This is a genomic window from Acinetobacter sp. WU_MDCI_Abxd143 (assembly GCF_025514195.1).
GTDB classification, from domain to species: domain Bacteria; phylum Pseudomonadota; class Gammaproteobacteria; order Pseudomonadales; family Moraxellaceae; genus Acinetobacter; species Acinetobacter pittii_H.
This window is the reverse complement of the sequence record NZ_JAHPTH010000012.1, coordinates 56,160-74,585: the sequence shown is the minus strand read 5'-3', so window position 1 is coordinate 74,585 and position 18,426 is coordinate 56,160. Positions and strand designations below refer to the sequence as shown.

The 18,426-nt window shown below is 39.1% G+C and carries 15 protein-coding genes; 10 read left to right on the top strand and 5 right to left on the bottom strand.

Translation table 11 applies throughout. The annotated features are described in order from the left end of the window. The first annotated feature begins 301 nt into the window (after nucleotides 1–301). The 6 genes from KTI79_RS16530 to KTI79_RS16505 all read left to right on the top strand — a co-directional run bounded on the left by KTI79_RS16530 (nucleotide 302) and on the right by KTI79_RS16505 (nucleotide 8,869). On the top strand, nucleotides 302–1,891 hold the full coding sequence (locus KTI79_RS16530; RefSeq protein WP_086265375.1) for a TerC family protein: 1,590 nt from the start codon (nucleotides 302–304) through the stop codon (nucleotides 1,889–1,891). A 71-nt stretch (nucleotides 1,892–1,962) separates the two neighbouring features. Continuing rightward, nucleotides 1,963–2,430, top strand: a complete 468-nt coding sequence (locus tag KTI79_RS16525; RefSeq protein ID WP_086265374.1) for a YchJ family protein — start codon at nucleotides 1,963–1,965, stop codon at nucleotides 2,428–2,430. Between the two features lie 45 nt (nucleotides 2,431–2,475). Continuing rightward, the gene (locus KTI79_RS16520) at nucleotides 2,476–3,120 is read left to right on the top strand and encodes a trimeric intracellular cation channel family protein (protein ID WP_016144082.1); all 645 of its coding nucleotides are present in this window, start codon (nucleotides 2,476–2,478) and stop codon (nucleotides 3,118–3,120) included. An 81-nt stretch (nucleotides 3,121–3,201) separates the two neighbouring features. Beyond that, nucleotides 3,202–4,521, top strand: coding sequence for an MFS transporter (locus KTI79_RS16515; protein WP_086265373.1), 1,320 nt, complete (start codon nucleotides 3,202–3,204; stop codon nucleotides 4,519–4,521). Between the two features lie 151 nt (nucleotides 4,522–4,672). Further along, nucleotides 4,673–6,892, top strand: a complete 2,220-nt coding sequence (parC, locus tag KTI79_RS16510; RefSeq protein ID WP_086265372.1) for a DNA topoisomerase IV subunit A — start codon at nucleotides 4,673–4,675, stop codon at nucleotides 6,890–6,892. 297 nt (nucleotides 6,893–7,189) lie between these two features. Continuing rightward, nucleotides 7,190–8,869, top strand: a complete 1,680-nt coding sequence (locus tag KTI79_RS16505) for a long-chain-fatty-acid--CoA ligase (RefSeq protein ID WP_086265371.1) — start codon at nucleotides 7,190–7,192, stop codon at nucleotides 8,867–8,869. A 40-nt stretch (nucleotides 8,870–8,909) separates the two neighbouring features. On the opposite strand, the gene KTI79_RS16500 is transcribed toward KTI79_RS16505, so the two are convergent. Continuing rightward, entirely contained in the window at nucleotides 8,910–9,302 is a 393-nt protein-coding gene (locus KTI79_RS16500; protein WP_086265370.1) for a hypothetical protein, read from the bottom strand. A gap of 106 nt (nucleotides 9,303–9,408) precedes the next feature. Here KTI79_RS16500 and KTI79_RS16495 point away from each other — a divergent pair, with 106 nt between their 5' ends. Further along, a complete protein-coding gene (locus tag KTI79_RS16495; RefSeq protein ID WP_002121258.1) occupies nucleotides 9,409–9,807 on the top strand; it encodes an MAPEG family protein in 399 nt (132 codons plus the stop codon). Between the two features lie 127 nt (nucleotides 9,808–9,934). Then, nucleotides 9,935–10,459 carry an inorganic diphosphatase gene (gene ppa, locus KTI79_RS16490; protein ID WP_002121243.1) on the top strand — a complete coding sequence of 175 codons (525 nt, stop codon included), beginning with the start codon at nucleotides 9,935–9,937 and terminating at the stop codon, nucleotides 10,457–10,459. A gap of 106 nt (nucleotides 10,460–10,565) precedes the next feature. Here the strand turns inward: ppa and KTI79_RS16485 are convergent, their stop codons facing one another. Then, entirely contained in the window at nucleotides 10,566–11,852 is a 1,287-nt protein-coding gene (locus KTI79_RS16485; protein ID WP_086265369.1) for an OprD family outer membrane porin, read from the bottom strand. Between the two features lie 967 nt (nucleotides 11,853–12,819). Here KTI79_RS16485 and KTI79_RS16480 point away from each other — a divergent pair. Next, nucleotides 12,820–13,632 carry a TorF family putative porin gene (locus KTI79_RS16480; protein WP_057085022.1) on the top strand — a complete coding sequence of 271 codons (813 nt, stop codon included), beginning with the start codon at nucleotides 12,820–12,822 and terminating at the stop codon, nucleotides 13,630–13,632. 42 nt (nucleotides 13,633–13,674) lie between these two features. Here the strand turns inward: KTI79_RS16480 and KTI79_RS16475 are convergent, their stop codons facing one another. Both KTI79_RS16475 and KTI79_RS16470 read right to left on the bottom strand, forming a co-directional pair. Continuing rightward, nucleotides 13,675–14,553, bottom strand: coding sequence for a dihydrodipicolinate synthase family protein (locus KTI79_RS16475; RefSeq protein ID WP_057085020.1), 879 nt, complete (start codon nucleotides 14,551–14,553; stop codon nucleotides 13,675–13,677). A 15-nt stretch (nucleotides 14,554–14,568) separates the two neighbouring features. Continuing rightward, nucleotides 14,569–15,345 carry an aldolase gene (locus KTI79_RS16470; protein WP_086265368.1) on the bottom strand — a complete coding sequence of 259 codons (777 nt, stop codon included), beginning with the start codon at nucleotides 15,343–15,345 and terminating at the stop codon, nucleotides 14,569–14,571. Nucleotides 15,346–15,456: 111 nt separating this feature from the next. On the opposite strand from KTI79_RS16470, the gene KTI79_RS16465 reads away from it, so the two are divergent. Then, entirely contained in the window at nucleotides 15,457–16,890 is a 1,434-nt protein-coding gene (locus tag KTI79_RS16465; RefSeq protein ID WP_086375837.1) for a PLP-dependent aminotransferase family protein, read from the top strand. A 14-nt stretch (nucleotides 16,891–16,904) separates the two neighbouring features. On the opposite strand, the gene KTI79_RS16460 is transcribed toward KTI79_RS16465, so the two are convergent. Beyond that, nucleotides 16,905–18,392 carry a YifB family Mg chelatase-like AAA ATPase gene (locus KTI79_RS16460; protein WP_086375836.1) on the bottom strand — a complete coding sequence of 496 codons (1,488 nt, stop codon included), beginning with the start codon at nucleotides 18,390–18,392 and terminating at the stop codon, nucleotides 16,905–16,907. Nucleotides 18,393–18,426: the final 34 nt, after the last annotated feature.

The window sequence follows — 18,426 nt, the reverse complement described above, 5'->3', positions numbered from 1 at the left end:
CATATTTCTTGTCTACACTAAGCAAAAGATATGACAACTTTATAAGCAGATTTATAAGAAAGAGTCATGTTTTGTATGGGTTTGGTGAATGCTAATCATGAACAAATAAAAATGATGAATTTATGTTAAATCTTGCCTATACTAAAAATTCGTTTAACAACATATGAACAAATATGGGTAGTGGTTGTAGTCGCTCCGTTTTAATTTCTTGTCTTAAAAAAACATTTTCCTCACTTTGTGAAGGCGCGCCTGTTGTGTTGCCAAATAAAGATAAAATTCAAACAACACAGGAGCAGGATCGATGATCTTTGAATGGATGTCTGATCCGTCTGCGTGGGTGGGTTTAGCAACTTTAATCGTTCTTGAAATTGTATTGGGGATCGATAACCTCGTTTTTATCGCGATTTTGGCTGAGAAATTACCGCCAGAGCAACGAGCTAAAGCCCGTATAATCGGTTTGGTGCTCGCGTTAGGAATGCGTCTTGTACTCTTAGCCTCGATTGCTTGGGTCGTGACACTGACTGAGCCACTCTTCCATATTTTTGATCATCCATTTTCTGGTCGTGATTTGATCTTGTTGTTCGGTGGTGTGTTCTTATTATTTAAAGGCACCATGGAATTGCATGAACGAATGGAAGGAAAACAACTCCATAAAGAAGATAATCCTGTTCATGCAGCGTTCTGGATGGTTATTGTCCAGATTGTTGTACTGGATGCCGTATTCTCATTAGACAGTGTGATTACAGCTGTTGGTATGGTGAAAGAGCTGTCAGTGATGATGGTTGCGGTTGTTATTGCGGTCGGTATCATGTTGTGGGCATCCAAACCCCTCATGGACTTTGTCAATAAACATCCAACAGTTGTCATTCTATGTCTTGGCTTCTTGATGATGATCGGTTTCTCTTTGGTCGTGGAAGGTTTTGGTTTCCATATTCCGAAGGGCTACTTATATGCTGCAATTGGCTTCTCAGTTTTGGTGGAAGTTATCAATCAGAGCATGCGTCGCAATCAGGAAAAGCTAGTTACAACCACAGACTTGCGTTATCGCACTGCCTCTGCGGTTTTACGTATGTTAGGCAGCAAAAACAGTGGTTCTTCAGATACTCAATCTTCTGATAAAGAAGATGTATTGGCGACGCAAGCTTTTGCAGATGAGGTTTTTGACGAAGAAAATGGCGCTTATCACAGTGTGCTTGTACAAGGTGTGCTTGGTTTATCAGAGCGCCCTGTAAAGTCTGTTATGACTCCACGCCCTGAACTTGAGTGGATTGACTTAGACGATGAGCCTGAAGTTTTAAAAGAACGTTTAATGTCGATGACACATTCTCGTTTGATCGTTGCACGCGGTGAACTTGATAATATTGAGGGTATTGCGCTTACGCATAAAGTTTTAAACAACTTTATTGAAACAGGGGTAATTGATTTCCAAAAGCATCTACGTGAACCTGTGATTGTGCATGAAAATGCTCAAGTGCTTATGGTGATGGAGCAATTGCGTCAAGCACCTTTGCAAATGGCGATCGTATTAAATGAATATGGTTCCATCGAAGGTATCGCAACACCAATTGATATTTTAGAAGCAATTGCTGGTGAATTCCCTGATGAAGATGAGTTAGACGCTGCTGCTGAAAGCTTGGCAGATGGTTCATTAATGCTTGAAGGTTCGACTGACATTCGCCACGTATCACTTTTATTAGGTCGTGATCTCGTTGACGAAAGTGAACAGTATTCAACTTTGTCTGGCTATTTGTTGTTCCATTTAGGCCGTTTACCGGAAAATGGTGAAGCTGTTGAGGCGGATGGTTATCGCTTTGAAGTGATTACCATGGAAGGTCATAAAATTGAAAAAGTTCATATTGTTTCTATCGAACAAGATGAATCAAAAGATTAAATGATCTTTTAAGTCTAGAAACATCATAAAATAGCTCAACTCTGAGCTATTTTTTATTTGAGAAGCACTAAATGACCCAACAAACTTGTCCATGTGGAAAAGGCAGCTATACACAGTGTTGTGAGCCTTTGCATTTAGGCACAGCCAAAGCACTAACGGCAGAGCAGCTTATGCGTTCACGTTATAGCGCTTTCGCATTACAGCAAATTGATTATATTGTGCAAACGACTGCTTTAGGGCAGCAAACAGCACTTGATAAAGATGCTATCGCAGAGTGGAGCAAACAAAATCAATGGTTGGGTTTAGAGGTGGTTAACGCCAACGAAAAATTAGATAAAACCCATGCACAGGTTGAGTTCAAGGCTCATTATCATGATGGACAAAAAGCCCAAATTCATCATGAGGTTTCACATTTTGTTTATCACCAGCAAAAATGGTTTTTCCTCGACCCAACGGTTGATATGAAGGTCACGATGAAACAACCTTGTATATGTGGTTCAGGAAAAAAATTTAAGCAATGCTGTGCACAATTTCTCTAAGTTTATCTTAAAATACGCCCACTGTTTGGCCTGAGGGAAAGGGCGATGTTACTCACCGTTATTTATATTATTGCGATTACTGCGGAAGCCATGACAGGTGCATTATCTGCTGGTCGACGGAGTATGGACTGGTTCGGTGTCGTACTGATTGCCTGTGTAACTGCTTTAGGTGGTGGTTCTGTGCGAGATGTATTGCTTGGTCACTATCCTTTAACTTGGGTAAAACATCCAGAATATTTGGTTCTGACCTGCTGTGCTGCATTTGTCACGATTATTATTGCCAAATGGATGCGTCATCTACATAACATCTTTTTAGTACTTGATGCTTTAGGCTTGATTGGTTTTACAATTATTGGTTGCCAGATCGCCCTACAAATGGGACATGGTTTTGTCGTATCAGCAGTAGCTGGGGTGTTGACTGGAGTATCTGGCGGTATTTTACGTGATATTTTATGTAACGATGTCCCATTCGTTTTTCGTCGTGAACTCTATGCGAGTATCTCTTTTGTGGCAGTCATCTGTTACTGGGTCTGTCAGGATTTAGGATTAAGTTTAGAGCTAACTGTCATTTCAACCTTGGTTTTTGGTTTTACCTTACGTCTGATTGCAATTTATTTTGGCTTAGAAATGCCTAAATTTATTTATAAAGATGATGATGCAGAATCGGCTTCTTCAACCGACGAACATTAATCATGCAGAATTCGATGTGGGCATGATATAACAATTAAATATATTGTCTTGCTCACTTATTTTTCCAGTAGAGTTTTTCCTATGGATCTGGTTTCACGTATACAAAATCTTCCAATTGGCAAATTTCACTACACACTATTGTGGGTGGTTGGTTTAGGTTGGATGTTTGATGCGATGGACACTGGTATCATTGCTTTTATCATGACAACGCTTGTTAAAGACTGGGCATTAACACCAGCCGAAAGCGGTTGGATTGTGAGTATTGGTTTTGTAGGAATGGCTATTGGTGCTGTTTGCTCAGGGGCGTTAGCAGACCGCTTTGGCCGTAAGACAATATTTGCTGTTACCATGGCGATCTATAGCATTGCGACTGCCTTATGTGCTTTTGCTCCAGACTTAAAGTGGTTACTAATTTTTCGTTTTATTGTTGGTCTTGGACTTGGTGGACAGTTACCCGTTGCAGTGACATTGGTGAGTGAATATATACCTGCACATGTACGTGGCCGTTTTATCGTACTACTCGAAAGTTTTTGGGGGTTGGGCTGGTTAGTTGCTGCACTCATTTCTTATTTTATTATTCCTAAATTTGGTTGGCATATTGCCTTTCTTATGGGTGGCCTCCCACTGATTTATATTTTAGTAATTTGGAAAAAACTCCCTGAATCGATACCTTACTTGATTAACCGTGGACGTGTTGAAGAAGCACACGTCTTAGTTCAAAAATTAGAAGCTCAAGCAGGCGTTCAAATTGTTCACCACATTGAAGTCGTGCCTGTAGCCATGCGACAAAAAGTCTCTTTTAAACAACTTTGGAGTGGTCAATTTGCTCGTAGAAGCTTAATGCTTTGGCTGATCTGGTTTGGAATTGTGTATTCCTACTATGGCATCTTTACATGGCTACCAAGTTTATTAGTGAAACAGGGCTATGATATTGTCAAATCATTTGAATATGTGTTGCTTATGATTTTGGCTCAGCTACCGGGTTACTTAGCAGCAGCATGGTTTGTAGAGCGTTTAGGTAGAAAAATTACGCTCGCTGCGTTTATCGGTTTTTGTGCCTTGTCTGCATATTTCTTTGGACAAGCCGATAGTGTAAATAGCATTATGTTTTGGGGCTGTCTCATGTCATTCTTTAATTTGGGTGCGTGGGGCGTGTTATATACCTATACACCAGAGCAATATCCAGCCAACATTCGGGCTTTTGGTTCAGGCTGGGCATCGGCAATGGGGCGTTTAGGTGGAATTTTGGCACCGATAGTCGTCACTCATATGATGGTTTCCAAGAATGGGTTTAGCCATGTTTTTATGATGTTTACTATTGTTTTACTTTTGGTTGCAGCTGTAATTTTAATATTAGGTGAAGAAACCCAAGGTAAAAGACTAGAATCGATAGGCCTCTAGTTTGCCTAACTTTATAGCAAGTAACTAAAAATATAGAGAGATGAGACATAATTTGACGCTCAGGTGACAGAGTCCCTCTTGTGTCTGTAACATAGCCCACTTAGCATAAGACTCACTTAAAATAACGACTGATTTGGAAGATAAGCTGACTATGACCAGCCTTGCGCATCAAGCGACAGAAAACCGCTCTGTAGCCGAATTTACTGAACAGGCTTACCTGAATTATGCCATGTACGTCATCATGGATCGTGCATTGCCACATATCAGTGATGGCTTAAAGCCTGTACAGCGCCGTATTGTCTACGCCATGAGCGAGTTGGGCTTAAAAAGCAGTGGTAAGCCAAAAAAATCGGCTCGTACTGTGGGTGACGTACTTGGTAAATACCATCCGCATGGTGATTCGGCATGTTATGAAGCCATGGTATTGATGGCTCAGCCATTTAGTTATCGCTATCCTCTAATTGAAGGTCAAGGGAACTGGGGTTCACCAGATGACCCTAAATCGTTTGCAGCGATGCGTTATACCGAGGCAAAACTTTCTGCCTACAGTGAATTATTGCTAAGTGAGTTAGGGCAAGGTACGAGTGAATGGCAAGATAACTTTGATGGTTCTTTAAAAGAACCAATTACCTTGCCGGCACGAGTTCCTAACATTTTGCTTAATGGTACAACTGGTATTGCGGTTGGTATGGCGACCGATATTCCGCCACATAATTTACGTGAAGTGATTAAAGGGACAATTGCCTTAATTCGTAACCCGCAAACATCAGACGAGAAATTAGCTGAATATATTCCAGCGCCGGATTTACCAACAAAAGCTGAAATTATTACTCCGCCAGAAGAATTACTCAAAATCCAGACTACGGGGCGTGGTAGTTACCGCATGCGAGCGGTTTACACTATTGAAAAAAATGAAATCGTGATTACGGAATTACCGTATCAAGTATCGGGCTCGAAGGTAATTACTCAAATTGCCGATCAAATGCAGGCTAAAAAGCTGCCTCTAGTGGTGGATGTGCGTGATGAGTCAGATCATGCCAACCCAACACGATTAGTGATTGTACTTCGTTCTAATCGTATTGATGCTGAAGCAGTGATGAGCCACCTATTTGCAACTACGGATTTAGAATCGAGTTATCGTGTTAATTTAAACATGATTGGTGAAGATGGTCGTCCTCAGGTTAAGTCGATTCGACGTATCTTACTTGAGTGGATTGAAATCCGTAAAAAAACGGTTACTCGCCGTTTGGAATATCATTTAAACCGAATTGAAAAACGCCTACATATTTTGGCAGGTCTTTTAATTGCTTATCTCGATATTGATACAGTTATTCGTATTATTCGTGAAGAAGATCAGCCAAAACCTGTACTGATGGAACATTTCAAAATTGATGAGATACAGGCAGAAGCAATTTTAGAACTCAAGTTACGTCATTTAGCAAAACTTGAAGAGATGGAAATCCGTCAAGAGCAGGATGAACTCTCCGCAAAAGCAGCGATTATTCGTGAACAACTCGAAAATCCAGAATCTTTAAAAAATCTGATTATTGGTGAATTAAAGGAAGATGCGAAAAAGTTTGGTGACGAGCGCCGTTCTCCAATCGTGGCGCGTGCTGAAGCTGTTCAGATTAAAGAACAAGATTTAATGCCAGCTGAAGCAGTAACGGTGGTTTTATCTGAAGCAGGATGGATTCGTGCTGCAAAAGGTGCAGATGTTGATGCAGAGAATTTAAACTATCGTGCTGGTGACCAATATTTAAGTCATGCGGTGGGTAAAACCAATCAACGAATTTATTTTCTTGATGAGACAGGGCGTAGTTACGCCTTGCCTATTAGCAGTCTGCCATCAGCAAGAGGTTTAGGCGAGCCATTAAGTTCGAAACTTGCTCCTGCAAGTGGAGTCGCGTTTATTCAGGTCTATTTAGATGATGAAGATTCAGAACTTATTGCTGCTAGCTCATCAGGTTATGGATTCAAAACTCAAACCAAACAGCTAGATACTAATGCCAAAGCAGGAAAGACATTCTTGTCGGTTCCTGAAAAATCAAAAGCTTTGCCGTTAGTATCTGCCCAAAACATGACACATTTAGCTGTGCTCAGCTCAGCAGGTCGACTCTTAATTATTGATTTGGCAGAACTACCAAATTTAAATAAGGGTAAAGGTAATAAGTTGATACAACTTGAAGCAAAAGAGCAGATTTTATCCATGACAACCCTGAACTTAGATGAAATAATTCAGGTGGTTGCAGGTCAACAACATCTAAAACTAAAAGGTGATGATCTACAAAAATACATGGGTAAACGTGCTTCAAAAGGACACCTCTTACCACGTGGATATCAAAAAGCAAATAAACTGTTGATTCAGAGATAAAGCTAGCGTCGGGCAACATAAATACGCTATATATGGCAACATGTTCAAGCAATGAACTGAACTTGTTGGTATTGAATAACGATTAAAAGGACAGCAATTTGGAGTACGTAATTTGTACTCCATATAAAAAAATTTGACAGGGTCAAATTGTCAAAACTTCTGTCTCATAATCTTGTTCGAAGTGTCATGAATGTGCCAATAAGTTTTAAATATGTTCTGGCACCAAGAAGCTAAAGAATAGCTGGGGCATTGAATAACAGTTATTACTAAGGATTACGAATCGGAGATAATGGCATTATGGAAAAAATTTGGTTTGCAGAATACCAAAAGACAGGGATTCCAGAAACAGTAGCATTGCCTGCGGAAAATACCTCACTAGTTGATATTTTTGAGAATAATTTCCAAAAGTTTGGTTCTCGTGATGCTTTTATCTTCATGGATAAGGCAATGTCATTTAACGAGTTAGAACTTGCAAGTCGTAAGTTCGCGACCTATTTGCAAAATTTGGGGTTAGCAAAAGGGACTCGTGTTGCAGTAATGATGCCAAACGTATTGCAATATCCTGTGGTGGCATTAGCTGTTTTGCGTGCGGGCTTAGTTCTAGTGAATGTAAACCCACTTTATACGGCACGAGAACTTGAGCATCAATTAAATGACTCGGGTGCAGAAGTGCTCGTGATTATCGAAAACTTTGCTAGTGTTTACCAGAGCATTTTAGGTAAAACCCCTGTCAAGCACGTTGTGGTTGCTACAGTAGGGGATATGCTGGGTACGCTTAAAGGTACGTTGGTAAATTTTGTATTACGTAAAGTACGTAAGCAAATTCCTGCTTGGAATATTCCTGGGTACGTTAAATTTAATGCAGCATTAAATAAAGAAAGCCCAAGTAATTATAAGCGCCCGAATTTAACTTTAAGCGATACTGCCGTACTTCAATATACTGGCGGTACTACAGGGGTTTCAAAAGGTGCAGAACTGACACACCGCAATTTGGTCGCAAACCTTTTACAATGTGACGGTATTTTCCAGAGTAAATTTGGTGCTAATGATGGTGCCAAAGGTGACCGCATTGTTTGCGCATTACCGCTTTATCATATTTTTGCGTTCATGGTTTGCGCGATGTACGGTATGTATAAAGGTCAGGCAAATATCTTGATTCCTAACCCACGTGATTTACCTGCCGTGATTAACGAATTACGTAAATATCAGCCATCATTTTTTCCTGCAGTAAATACATTATTTAATGCTTTAGTGAATAATGAAGAGTTTAAACAACTGGACCATAGCAATTTAAAAATGGCGATGGGCGGTGGTATGGCAGTTTTACCTTCTACAGCAGAGGCTTGGAAGAAAATTACTGGTACAACCATTATTGAAGGTTATGGCTTGTCTGAAACTTCTCCAGTCGCAACTGCAAATCCTCCAGCTTCTACTGAATTTAGCGGCACCATTGGTATTCCATTGCCTTTGACAGAAGTTGCTATTTTAGATGATGACGGTAATGAAGTTGCTTTAGGTGAGCAAGGTGAAATCTCGATTCGCGGTCCTCAAGTGATGAAAGGTTATTGGAACCGCCCTGACGAGACAGCTAAGGTCATGACAGCAGATGGTTTCTTCCGTACAGGCGATATTGGCGTTATGGATAGCCGTGGATATGTCAAAATTGTAGATCGTAAAAAAGATATGATTTTGGTTTCTGGTTTTAACGTGTATCCAAGTGAAATCGAAGAAATTATTGCTAAACATCCAAAAGTATTGGAAGTTGCTGCAATTGGTGTTCCAGATGAAAAATCAGGTGAAGTTCCTAAACTCTTTATTGTGAAAAAAGATCAAAGTTTAACGACTGAAGAAATTTTGAGCTTTGCTAAAGAGAACTTAACAGGTTATAAGCGTCCTCGTTATGTTGAGTTTATGGATGAATTACCTAAATCAAACGTAGGCAAAATTTTACGTAAAGACTTACGTAAGCCAGCCTAAAAAGTTAATAAAAAAGCGCCTTAGGGCGCTTTTTTTGTTTTTACATTTTGTTGTGGCTCTTCATAAACCAGCGGTCTATGTAAGGACGACCAATTCCTACCATCCCAACAAAAACTAGCATTGTGCCCAATTGCAAACGCAGATGAGTTAAATCGAGCTGACCATAACTTAAATAATTATCTGCTAGGCAATATAGAGTAATCACAATTAACCAATGCCATAAAGGAAGTCGTTTAATACCGACTGCAATAAAAGTAATTGTTAAAATAATAAAGGTGCCCAATGTCGATTGCCAATTTAGATTTGCACAAATCACACTCAATAAAAAAGCGACAATAGGAAGTACGATTTTTAATATACGGTCTACCTGAAGTTGATTTTGTTTTTGCTTCTCTAAGACTTCAAACAATTCTTTTTGATCAGATTGTTGCATACATGGCCCTATTAATCAGTGATGACAAGTGATTGCATAAAATTTCAGGTAAAAACGCAATGTTATGATAGCATGATCAACAGTATTTTCAGTGATGGATGGCACTATGCAGGGCATCAGCGGCATTATCTATATTATTTTAGTGGCATGTTTGCTGCCATACGCATTTACCGTAATTGCAAAATTTACAGGTGGTTTTCAGCCCGTCGATAATCAAAACCCGAGAGCTTTTTTGGCTAAAACAACAGGCCTTGCTGCTCGCGCTAATGCCGTACAACAAAATAGCTTTGAAAGCCTACCTTTATTCTTAACTGCTATTTTAATGGCTGAATATATGGTTGTTCCGGAATATTTTATTTTGAGATTAGGTTGGGCATATATTATTTTAAGAGTTATTTATGGTATTTGCTATTTAAGTAATTGGGCAACTTTGCGCTCGATTGTTTGGTTCTTATCTATATTGTGTCCAATCTTCTTACTTGTGGTCACGATTAAACTGACTTGAGTGTCATTCTGTCACCATTCATATCAACTTTCGCGTGTGCCCATTGTATAATCGGCATCATTTTGATGATATCCACGCTATAATCGAGTGGATTTTACATCTGACTTCATAACGAAAGAGTATTGATATGAGTTACAGCAATATCCCAGCAGGTAAAGATGCGCCAAATGACATCTATGTCATCATTGAAATTCCTGCAAATGCAGCACCAATTAAATATGAAATTGACAAAGATTCTGATGCATTGTTTGTAGACCGTTTCATGGGTACAGCAATGTTCTATCCAGCGAACTATGGTTATGTTCCAAATACTTTGTCTGAAGATGGCGACCCATTAGACGTACTTGTTGTAACTCCACATCCTGTTGCTGCTGGTTCAGTCATTCGTTGCCGTCCAGTGGGCAAATTAAACATGGAAGATGACGGTGGTATTGATGCGAAATTAATCGCTGTTCCACACGAAAAATTATCTCCACTTTACAAAGACGTGAAGGAATATACAGATCTTCCTCCGTTATTGATTAGCCAAGTTGAGCATTTCTTCAGTCACTATAAAGATTTAGAACCAGGTAAGTGGGTAAAAATCAGTGGTTGGGAAGGTGCTGATGTTGCTAAAGCCGAAGTATTAAAAGCAATTGAAGCTGCTAAATAAGCTTTAATTTATAAGCTCAGAATGTCTCAATTGATATTTTGAGCTTAATAAAAAACCTACATCTGTTACCAGACGTAGGTTTTTTTATGCTTGATAGATTTGTGAATTAGAATAATTTCACAGGAATATCAAGGAATAAACGCCATTCATTGGTATCGCCAATGTACGCACCTTGGTATGAGTCGCTTGCACGATAATACGAGTTACGGATACGGAGGCTTGCATCTTTAGCGAAACCACTTTGAACTGTGTATTTCACTTGGTTAAAGAACTCACGTTCTTGAGCATCATCAGTTACATTTTTAACTTTGATGTCCCAACCATATACAAATGCAGTTGTCCAGTTTAGACCAGGTAATACACCTAATTTACCAAAATCGAGACTGTACTGGATTTGTGCAGATTTTTCATCATTACCGATGAAGTCAGACATGTAAGAGTTTGGCAAATAGATACTTTGGAAGCCGTCAGCATTTTGACCATAGTCATAACCAACATTACCGCTGTTTTGTTGGTAAGCAACCATGATGTTATGTGGGCCCGTATTATAAGCCGTAGAGATAGCCCAAATGTTATTTTGACGATTAGATAGATCATCAGTAGTTTGAGAATAAGTAAAAGCACCTTCATCAAACTTAGTATGATAACCACTGAAATCATATGTTAATGAACTGTCATTCGCCAATGGCTGTTTAAAGTTCACATTTACATAATGGCGATCAAGCTTATTCTTGCTGTCTAAACCATAGTAAGATGCATTTAAATTATCATCAAACTTGTATTTAGCACCCCACACAATTGCACGATCAAGACCCTTACCATTTACATCAGCATCGGTATTGATTTGATCAGACATTTGGTTTTTAGTAAATTTACCAGCAACAACTTCAAGATTCTTGATTTCATGGCTAGTTAATAAAGTACCTGTAAAATATTCAGGAACCATACGTCCAGTATTACTTGCAAGAACAGGTAGGTCGAGTACTTGAGTACCGTAACGTACTGTTGTATTCGAGAAACGTGCTTTAACGCTACCACCACCACGAGCCCAGTGATCATAAGCGGAGCCATCATTATGTAATGGGATCATTTGGTTACCGGCATTTTTATTTTCACCGATCTTAAATGAACCATCACCAACAGCTCCCACACCGAAACCAACAATACCAGGGGTAAAGCCAGAATCAATACTTACAATTGCTGATTGAGCAAATGAGCTAGTATCTTTTGCGCCCTGTTTTTTGTCACGGTTGATGTAACCTGTACGGAAGAGAATAGAACCGTTCGCATCTTCAACAAATCCTTTTGCCTCACTTTGCTCGCTTGCCTGAGCTGAGGAAATTATTGCCGCAGAAATGAGAACTGCTAATGTAAGTTTTTGTGCTTTTAGCATATTTAAAGAACCTCATAAAAACAATAAATCCTGTGCCTTGTTATTGTTCAGGGCCTAGGATTTCCATCAATTGTATAAGTAATCTATAAAAAAGATATATTTTTGTTGATTTTATTTTATATATGCTATGCAGAAATTGATTAATGTGCTATTGGTTGTTTAATGAATTTACCATTAGTCTTTTATACTTAATATATTGTTTAAAATAAAAAAAGTAATTTATTTTTTAGTTGATTTTTACCATTTATTTTATATTTAAACTTCAAAAAATAGTTGATTCTTGTGTTCATTTTTTGCTCGTTTTTGTTGGATATGTTTACTTTTTAATCTTATCTCACGTTACTTTTTTCACCTCTTTATTTTAAAATCTATCTAAAATGTTACTATATAACATTATTTTAAAAGTATGATGTACAAAAATAGATCACGAATAATAGGTCAACAGCATATGTCTGGACTGATCAAACTTAGTGCAAGATGTTGCTTAAGTTTTGTGCACTCTTCTTTTTATTCATATTCCTGCTTAAAAAAAGACCCAAAATAGTTCATTGGCTTGAACTCAAAAATAAATAAAGGAATTGAGTTAGTAAAAATGCTCATTCAGAGACCATTACAAGCATTGCCTTTAATAAATTTACATACTTTTTATATCTCGACTCTAAGATTAAATAGAAAATTTATGTGCAACAAATGAATACTCCTTACCTCGTTTAGTAATTTCCGATAAGGTGTTTTTTGTATGTTTGGTATTTTTTCTTTCATAAAAAATATATTTTATCATCATGTTTTTTATAAATATATTTTTATGAAAAATAAACAAGGATTTCATAATAAAGTGGTTTTGATCTCGGAAATTAATGAAGAGCACTTATGACAAATTTGTACTTGGCACAGCAATTGCTAAAGCTCAAGTAACACAATTTGTTTAATTCGTATAAATCGTGCGTTCATTGTGGGGGAGATCAAAATGATGAAATTTGCACTTAAGGCAGTAACTCTTGGTATCTTTGCAGCAGGGTCAACTATGGCTATGGCTGAAGATGCTCCATCTTTTTATGGAATCACGGCAACAGGTAGTGTGGCAGCGACCACAGACTATCGTTTCCGTGGTGTTACCCAATCGTCAAATAACCCAGCTATTCAAGGTGGATTTACTTTTTCACATAAGTCAGGTGCCTATGTTGCGCTTTGGGGGTCAAGCGTTGACTTTAATACGCCAGGGGTTTCAACTGAAACCGATATCTCTTTAGGTTATACAAATACATTAAAATTGTCTGATACGCTTGCACCAACTTATGATGTGGGTGTAATTCATTATGGCTATATTGGTTCTGACTCAAAATTTACTAACCCATACAATGGTGATACAGGTTTTGACTTTACCGAGTTTTATGGAAAATTAACGTTTGCTGATTCTTTATTTAAAGGTGATGCACTTAGTGTGGGCGTAAGCTATTCAGATGATTATTGGGGCCACTCTGATGAGTTCTGGTATTTTAACGTAGGTTATTCAGCACCAATAGCTGACACAGGATTTACAGGAATTGCTTCAGTTGGTTATAACAAGCTAAAAAATAAAGACTCTTTACTTGTAGTTGCAGGTGGACCAGGTGAAGATGATAGCTATATCGATTATAAAGTTGGTGTGAATTATAACATCTTGGGTATTGTCGCTGAGCTAGATGTTGTTGGTACAGACATTAGTACCTCTGGTATGACTGATGCTGGTAAGAAACCTTATGACACAGGCTTAGTGTTTAGTTTAACTAAAACATTCTAAGTTTGAATTATAAAAAAGCGGGTAAATAAACCCGCTTTTTTATTAGTTTTCTATTTCAGAAAGTAGCTGTTTTAACTGGTTAAGCTCAATATCCGCAGCTTTAGACAGTGGTTTACGTGGTGAACCCGCAGCAACACCTTTTAGTTGTAAACCAGCTTTAATCGTTTTAGGTAAACCACCGTTGACAATAAAGCGTAGTAGAGGAAGCTGCTGATAAAATGACTTCTGGGCTTGTTCTAATTCACCATTTTTTACATGTTCGATAAGTTGTTGAGGTTGTTGACCTAACAGATTTGGTGCTGCTGTACACCAACCACTTGCTCCAGCACATAAAGCTTCTAAAGCTAGAGGGTTGCAGCCGTTATAAAATGGAAGTTCACCTTTTGAGAGTTCTTGAATTTTATGCATACGTTGGATATCACCGCTGCTTTCTTTCACCATCGTAATATTTGCAATGTTGTTAAACATACGCACAATTAACTCTGGAGACATATCAACACCACTGGTCGCGGGGTTGTTATAAATCATAATCGGCAAAGTCGTCGCTTGTGCAATCGATTGATAATATTCAAAAATCTCTTGATTTGTTAGCTTCCAATAAGATACAGGAATCACCATAAGTGCATCTGCACCATAGCTTTGCGCGATCTGCGCTTTTTTGATGGCTTGATCCGTCGTGAGTTCTGAAATTCCAATAATGACAGGTACACGTTTATTAATGCTTTCAATTGAAGTCTTAGCGACTAAGCACCACTCATCCCATTCAAGATAAGCACTTTCACCAGTACTACCCAAAGGTGCAATCGCATCACAGCCATTTTCAATAAGCAAATCGAGCATCTGCTTTAGAACAGGAAGGTTAATGGTGTTGTCATCAGAAAAAGGGGTAACTGGGTAGCCAATAATGCCGTTTAGTTTCATGATTGAGGTCTCTTTTTAAATACAGTCAGAATGTTTTTTCAAAGCTTTACGTGCGTAGTAAGCAAAGTTCACTTTGTTGCGTTTATCGGTAGAAACCCAGTCATGAGCTTCTGTTGCTAAAGCATGAGGGATGGGCTGGATTTGTCCGGCAGACATGGCTAGCAGTTGCAGTTGAGCTGCACGTTCAATTAAAAGCGCCAAGTTGCAGGCTTCTTCAATGGTTTTTCCTGTAACCAGTTGTCCATGGTGAGACAACAAAACAGCACGGTTTTTACCCAAAGCAGAAGAAATCAAAATACCTTCTTCATTGCCCACAGGAACTCCCGGCCAGTGGCCTATAAAGGAGCAGTCTTCGTAAAGTGCGCAAACGTCCATTTGGGAAATCATGAGTGGAATCTGAAGCATGGAGAGAGCAGCAACATGGGTAGGATGCGTATGGATAATGCAGTTCACTTCTGGATGTTCTTTATAAATCCATGTGTGAAAACGATTGGCTGGGTTTGTCATTCCTTCTTGATTGATTGGTTCTAAGTCTTGATTCACTTCAAGTAAGTTTGAAGCAGTAATTTCATCAAAACCTAAACCGAAACGTTGGGTAATAAAGGTTTCTTTATTTTCACTACGGCATGTAATTTGACCTGCCAAACCAGCATCATGACCATGATCAAATAAAATACGACAAGTGAGTGCAAGCTTTTGACGATCACTTAAATCTGTGTCGCTAATCCACTTTTGCATGTCGTGCTGTGCGTGTTGCATGAGGTCTTGTTTGTTTACAGAAGCAGTCTTCATCTCTTCTCCAGTCCAGTTGACCAAATTAAGTAGGTGAAGGCAGAATAGAAAACAACTGGATGAATCAATACATCCAGTTTTCATAAGTTATATGGTCCAGATGGGGCGAATATGCTAAGACCTTGGCAAGTACATTTTCGTATCGATGAAAGAGAAGAAAAAACGGTTTTTCTAAAGCTTACTAACCTAATTAGTCAGGAAATTTTAAGTGGCCGTTTAGTGCAGGGGACTATGCTGCCCGGGTCTCGTAGCTTGTCAAAAGAACTAGAAATTAATCGAAAAACCGTACAAGCAGTTTACGAAGAATTAGAAGCACAAGGTTGGCTTGTGACTCGTCCCCGAAAAGGTACATTTGTAGCGGATGTTTTGCCGGAAAAACAGCTTCAAATAGAGCCAGTATCTGAACGAAAAGTTAATGATAAACCAATCATTCAAGAAGTGATTCAACCTCCACATAACGATGGTGTGCCAGATCCACGGCTTATTCCCTACGAACTATTTTCACGGGCCTATCGACATGCACTGATTAAAATTACGCAAAACCAGTACATGGGATATGGTGACCCACGAGGTATGGTTGAGCTAAGACAGGCTTTACAACAAATGTTGTCGATGGAACGTTTTATGAATGTTGCCGAAGATGAGATTTGTATTGTACGTGGTAGCCAGATGGGAATTTTTCTTGCCTCTCGAGCATTACCTAATCGGCAGGGCGTTATCATTGTTGAGGAATTATATTATCCATCTGCTTTTAAAGCATTTCAATCAAATGGTTTTCAAGTTATTTCTGTCAAATTAGATGAACAAGGTATTGTCATTGAAGATTTAGAACGGATTTTAAAAGAGCACTCAGTTGCTGCCATTTATACAACTCCGCATCACCAATATCCTACAACTGTAACGATGCCAATGAGCCGTCGTCTTCAACTCTTGGAGCTTTCAAAAAAATGGGGCTTTTATATTATTGAAGATGACTATGATCATGAATTCCACTATGACAGTCGACCTATGCCACCCTTGGCAAGTTTGCCTCATTCTGAATTGGTCATTCATGTAGGTTCATTGTCTAAGGTCTTTGCACCCGGTGTCCGATTGGGATATATGGTAGCGTCCCCGACAATCATTCAATCCATTACTGAAGATATTTTATTAATTGATCGCCAAGGCAATAATATTACGGAACTTGCCTTAGCAGATTTAATGCAGCGAGGTGAAATAAAACGGCACATCCGAAAAATGAAAAAGATTTATCAGTTACGCCGTGACCATGCGTTAACTGAATTTAGCCGAATTTTTTCAGATACAGTTCAAATTCAGGCTCCTGCTGGAGGAATGGCCTTATGGGTGAAATTTCAAAAACCATTTACTCAAGATCAGCTTATAAAATTAAAAGAACTTAACATTGATACAGAGCAAAAGTTTAAACAAGGGGAGTCTTCTAGTCATTGTATTCGCTTGGGTTTTGCAGCTTTATCAGAGAAGGAAATCACTGCTTTAATCGAGACGTTAAACAGAGTTCTTAATAAAAGAACAGCGGACTCATAATCCGCTGTTTTATTTTAAGAATGATTGCCTCGATAAGAGAGCGCTTCTGTAAGATGAGGACTTTGAATGATCTCACTTTGGGCCAAATCGGCAATGGTTCGCGCTACTCGTAAAACACGATGATAAGCGCGAGCCGATAGATTTAAACGTTGTTGAGCCATTTCAATCATTCGTTGCGAAGTACTATCAAGGACAGCATATTGCTCAAGTTGCTTCGGTGAAAGCGCCTGATTTAAACAATCTTGTCTTTGCATTTGTTGTTCATAAGCAGAAATCACACGTTGTCGAACACTACTGGAGTTTTCAGCAGGTGTTGGATCTTGCAGTTCCTGAGCTTTTAAAGGCGGTACATCAATATGTAAATCGATACGGTCGAGTAACGGCCCCGATATACGGTTTTGATAACGTTTAATACTCTCAGGTGAACATTGACAACGACTATCTTGATTAAATGCATAACCACATGGGCAGGGGTTCATCGCTGCAATGAGCTGAAAGTTTGCAGGGTAGGTAATTTGCCGAGCTGCTCGTGAAATAATGATTTCTTTTGACTCAAGTGGCTGGCGTAAGACTTCTAGCACTTTTCTGTCAAACTCAGGAAGTTCATCTAAAAACAAAACTCCTAAGTGAGATAAGGTAATTTCACCTGGTTTAGGATGAGATCCACCCCCAACGAGTGCAATCGCTGATGCTGTATGATGGGGCGCTCGAAATGGCCGTTGGCCAAACGTATGTGGAGTATTGGAAATAGAATAAATACTCGCAACTTCAAGCGTTTCTTGATTAGAAAGCGGCGGCAAAATTGAAGGGAGCCTTGAAGCGAGTAAAGTCTTCCCTGTGCCTGGTGGTCCTTTAAAGAGCAGCGAGTGTCCTCCTGCGGCGGCTATTTCTAGTGCACGACGTGGGCGTAACTGACCTTTTACATCTGCCAGATCAAATTTATAAGGCATTTGGTTTGAGGCAGTTGCAGGTTCAACCGAAGATAGAGATTTTGTGCCCAGAAAATGTTCACAAACTTCTTTTAAGTGGCTCACTGGATAACATTCAAGATTCGGTAAATGGTTAATATCCTGACTATTATCGAGGGGTAAAAGCATTTTATGCTTGGCCTGTTGGCATGCCATGGCTAAAGTTAACGTGCCTGACACTGGTCTTACATGACCATCCAGCGCTAATTCACCAATTAATTCAAAATCTTCGGCACAGTTTTCTGGGAGCTGACCAGACGCAATTAAAATGCCTACGGCAATTGGTAAATCTAGACGTGAACCATCTTTGGGCAAATCTGCTGGCGCAAGATTAATGGTTAGCCGTTTAGTCGGAAATTGGAATCCACTATTAATAATGGCTGAGCGAACGCGGTCTTTACTTTCTCTTACTGCCGCCTCTGCTAGTCCGACAATGGTAAGAGAAGGTAAGCCTTGACTCACATGTACCTCAACCTCAATTAGAGGTGCATGTAAACCCAAAAGTCCCCGTGTATAAATTTTAGAAAAAGACATCTTATTGTTCCATTATGGTGCTTCATTTTTAATC